This is a genomic window from Nocardia sp. NPDC058497 (assembly GCF_042720195.1).
Taxonomy (GTDB): domain Bacteria; phylum Actinomycetota; class Actinomycetes; order Mycobacteriales; family Mycobacteriaceae; genus Nocardia.
Map to the genome: position 1 here is coordinate 1 of NZ_JBHXMY010000516.1, position 4,185 is coordinate 4,185.

At 63.5% G+C, this 4,185-nt stretch carries 3 protein-coding genes and 1 pseudogene; 1 reads left to right on the forward strand and 3 read right to left on the reverse strand.

The genetic code is table 11. The features are described from left to right. Window positions 1-204 precede the first annotated feature (204 nt). Window positions 205-396: a hypothetical protein gene (locus tag ACFWPJ_RS26180; RefSeq protein WP_378855130.1), complete on the reverse strand. Its 192-nt coding sequence runs from the start codon at window positions 394-396 to the stop codon at window positions 205-207. Between the two features lie 454 nt (window positions 397-850). Between ACFWPJ_RS26180 and ACFWPJ_RS26185 the strand changes: the two are divergent. After that, window positions 851-1,249 (forward strand): annotated as a pseudogene (locus tag ACFWPJ_RS26185) (IS110 family transposase); the annotation flags it as partial. A 726-nt stretch (window positions 1,250-1,975) separates the two neighbouring features. Here the strand turns inward: ACFWPJ_RS26185 and ACFWPJ_RS26190 are convergent. Both ACFWPJ_RS26190 and ACFWPJ_RS26195 read right to left on the reverse strand, forming a co-directional pair. Continuing rightward, window positions 1,976-3,337, reverse strand: coding sequence for an MFS transporter (locus ACFWPJ_RS26190; RefSeq protein WP_378855134.1), 1,362 nt, complete (start codon window positions 3,335-3,337; stop codon window positions 1,976-1,978). Beyond that, the coding region (locus ACFWPJ_RS26195) for an NAD(P)-dependent oxidoreductase (RefSeq protein WP_378855132.1) at window positions 3,247-4,185 on the reverse strand (939 nt) is incomplete at its 5' end. The genes ACFWPJ_RS26190 and ACFWPJ_RS26195, both read right to left, overlap by 91 nt.

Here is a 4,185-nt window from a genome sequence, read left to right on the forward strand (position 1 = left end):
GTACCGCGCCAGAAATGGTCCGGGCGCGATCTCGGCGAGATCGAGCACTTCGAGGAGGTCGGCCAAGTCGACGACCGGCCAATTATCGGTTCCACCAGCCACCGCGGAATGCTCGCACACACCTCGATCTCCAGGGAAGCCAAGATGAGCAGTGAATGGGAACTTTCCCAATAGGGCCCGGCTCAGCAGGATGTTGGCGGGCTTTCACATCGCGATGCACCCGCCCTCGGGCGTTCGCGCGGTCCAGCGCACCGGCGACCACTCATGCGACCCGACGACCTCCGGTGCGCTCAGTGGGCCGTCGGTCTGCAGACGTTGCGCCAGATCCACGCCGTCGACCAGTTCCATGGCTATCCATAACCGGCCCTGGTCCTCGCCTTGATCGTGCACCTTCACGCTAGCCGGATGCGACAACCCAGCGCCAGATCGGCCTCCCGCTCGAACCGCGCCCGATACTCCGGATCCACGAGAACTGCGCCGCCAGCACCTTCACCGCATCGGATCGGATCGGATCGGATCGAGGTAACCGCCGATGGCGGGCACCATAGACCTCACCCATGCCCCCGGCCCCGAGCAACCGTTCGATTACATAGCCAGCGATGGCCTCTCCCGGACGCAACATGAATCCTCCCTAAGTTTGTTGGTGTCTGGGGTTGGTGCCCTGAATGCCCAGAGCGGTGGGGTGTAGCTGATGAGTTCTTGCCGATATCAAGGCTTCCGAGGGCTGGCTGCCCTGCCGCGCTGGACGCTCCGGCTGCTGATTGAGAGCTTGTTGCGGATCGTCGCTGTTTAGGGATCTGTCGGCGGGGTTGTCCACGGGCGTAACTGCTTTCGAGTCAGGAGCACGTGGGTGACAACACGCCCTCAGATATGGGTCGGGATCGATGTCGGTAAGACCGCGCATCATGCCTGCGCAGTCGACGAGACCGGAAAAACACTGTTCAGCCACAAGTTCGGCAACGATCAGGCCGCGATCGAAGCCTTGATCGCCCGCGCCGGCAAGACCGCCGATCAGGTGCGGTGGGCGATCGATCTGACTTCTCCGTTGGCGTTGCTGCTGATCACGGTGCTGCTGGCCGCCGATCAAGCGGTGACCTATGTGCAGGGCCGGGTGGTCAACACCATGACCCACGGATTCCGCGGCGAAGCCAAGACCGACGCCAAGGACGCGAAGGTCATCGCCGAAACCGCCCGCATGCGCCGGGACCTGTCCCAGGTCACGATGCCCGACGAGCTGGTAGTCGGGTTGACCCCTCGGCCGAGGAGACTACCGAGGTCTCTCCCCACTCAGGTAGCCGATCGCATTCGACCAAGCTCACGCGGCTCGCCCACGCCGCCAACGGCACTCACCCGCCACCACACCGGTCGCACCCGACGCCGCGGGGGACACCAGGCGTTCAACGGTCCACTCCACCCGAACGAGAATCACCCCGAATGAAGGCACTGCACCCGATGCCGTCGCGAACGCAACTCCGACTCCCAGCAACTGGCCGAGGCGATCATGGTGGCGGCGATTGCTGTCTTCACGGTGTCCCGTAATCGTCGCATGTTGTTCGGCGGCAACATTTTTCACACCTTTCCAGCAGGTAGGACTCCTGGGAGCCGGCGCCCTGCTCGGCAATACGCATCAGGTCGGCGCCGCGCACCGTCACCTGCCGTTCGGGGTACTCGGCGTCAGCCAGTCACGCGGTATAACCGCCGCGGCGCCGAACCACATGCCTCAGCGAGCTCGTGCAGACGCAGGCTGCGCACGAACGAGCCGGCAGAGGACACATCCGAGGCAAGATCATCGTCGCCGAGAAATGAGCCGACCGACATATCAACGCGGAATGTGCCGGCCTCTACCGATCACGAGTACAGAGCGTGCGAGGCCGGACCCCCGGAGCAAGGCGCTGCCCCGGGGGCCCCACGAAACCGATCCGCACCCCGAACACACCGGGCCGACGACCCGGCGTCGTAGCACGCGCAACCACGCTCAATTACAGGCATCTTCTTCGTCACGACCGACCGATGCCGCCAGTCGCTGGCCACTTCTCCCCTGATCAGAAGGCCGGCGGTCGCGAGAATAATGGTAGAAGACTGCAAGCATAGCGACTAGGACGGCGAGAACGAGCCAGCCTGCCGGGCTCTGGCGAAGACACAATACGAGAAGCAGGCTCGGACCGAGCGCTTCGCCGATGGACGCTGCGATGGTGACGAGGGTAGAGGTGCGACTCAGGTGTGCGGCTACGGCGGGCGAGAATAGAAACTCGGTGGTCGCGGCCGCGAATGCCACCTCGGCAAGTGAAATAATGGTTACGGCGGCCCACACGATCGCCAGGGAAACACTGAATGAAATCAACGCGCTGACCGCCAAGACGATGCAGGATGCCGCAAGGAGCGCACCAGAAACAACGAGCATCGCACCAGGCTCGGCACGGCTACTCAGGAATCGTCCGACCGGAACTTGGAACGCGATGACGATGACTGCGTTGGTGGCGATCAACGCACCCACAGGCCAAGAGTCTCGAGGGAAGCTGAATTCTATGACCCAGAGCGGGATAGCGTACGTCATAATCGGTCCAATTAGAGAAAACACCGCGGTGACGCAAAGGAAGCGCAGTGTCCCAGGGTAGGACAGCACTCGGCGTAGCGAGGTAGCAGGACGGGTCTCATCTGGCTTTTCCGGCGGGTCGACAACTTGTCCCGCCGGGATACGTAGACCGAAAACGACTGCGGCGCAGGCCAGGCATGATATGGCGTTGATTGCGACGCAAGCAAGAGGGCCGACCTTACTGTCCCATGCCAACGCGCCGGCCGAAAACAAACTGCCGATTACGACGCCCGTATTCCCGAGACTTCGGAGTCGCGCGCGAAAAACGGCGGAATCGGTCGCCGCGATGTCACGAATGAGCAAGTTGCGTGCTGCGCCGCCGACTGTCGAGACCATGCTGTAGATCAGCAGCAGGCCTCCAGTCATGACTACGTTCGAGGCGAACAGCACCGCAGCCATGCTGATGGCCGCGAGCAGCTTCGTCGCGGTATATGTTGCTCGGCCGCCGAATCGGTTGGGGAGACCGCTGAGAGGCAGTGCGCCCAGTTTCCCGCCTAAGGTGCTGACCAGGATGCAAATGGCGGCGGCCGTCGGAGATATATCGCGTGTGTACACGAGAAAGACGGCCACAACTGCGATATAGGCCCCGCTCCCTGACATGTTGAGAACTGTCGCGATTTCCAGAGTGCGGCGAGGGGAGAGTCTAGGCGGTTTCAGCGGACTGCACCTGTGGGTGCGGACGGAGCATAGAACCGTGCGAACTCCTCGAGCAGTCTCGTCGAGGCGGCGTGCATCGCGCTCCAGGTCATCCCGGCCATGTGGGGTGTCAACGTGGCGTGAGGGTTGCCGGCCAACGGGGAGGTGAACCGCGCCCCCTCGCGAGCGAACACATCGACGCAGGCATGTGAGAGGCCGCACTCACTGTCGCGTAGCGCCGCATCGAGGTCGTCTTCGGACACGACGCTGGCGCGCGAGGTGTTGATAAGGAGGGAACCCGGTTTCATCGACCGCATTTCTGCCAACCCGATCAGCCCGGTGGTTTCGCGGGTACCTGGCACATGGACGGAGACAACGTCGCAGTGGGCGAGCAGTTCGCCGAGAGAATCGGTGCGGCGTGCCGGCCACCCGGCGGCGCGGTCGGCGGTGAAACGGGCAGAGCCACACACCCACACCTCGGCGCCGAATGCTTCCAGGCGTCGTGCCAATTCGCGGGCGATAGAGCCTGTGCCGACAAGTCCGACACGGGACTCGGACAAACTTCGGGTGGGCAGATCGGCGATGGACGTTGGCCAGTCGCCGCGATGCAGAGCCATGTTGCGGCGACTGACGCCGCGCAGACCATCGAGCATCAGTGCCACCGTCAGCTCGGCGACCGCGCCCGCATTGGAGCCGGAGGTGGCACGGACCGCGACGCCCAGATCGCGCGCTGTGTCGAGATCGAATGTGTCCAGGCCCGAAGCGGCCCGCGCCGCGAGTCTCAGCGGCTGTTCCAGTGTGTTGGCGGTGGCTCTTTCGAGAACCTCACGGGTGAGAGGAATACCGGCGCGACATTTGAGCGCATCGTAGCCGCGACCACGCTCGATCGCTGTGATGAGCTCGCCGGAGCTGAACCCGTCGATGTCGATGCACTCCCATCGTGCGCTGATCTCCGC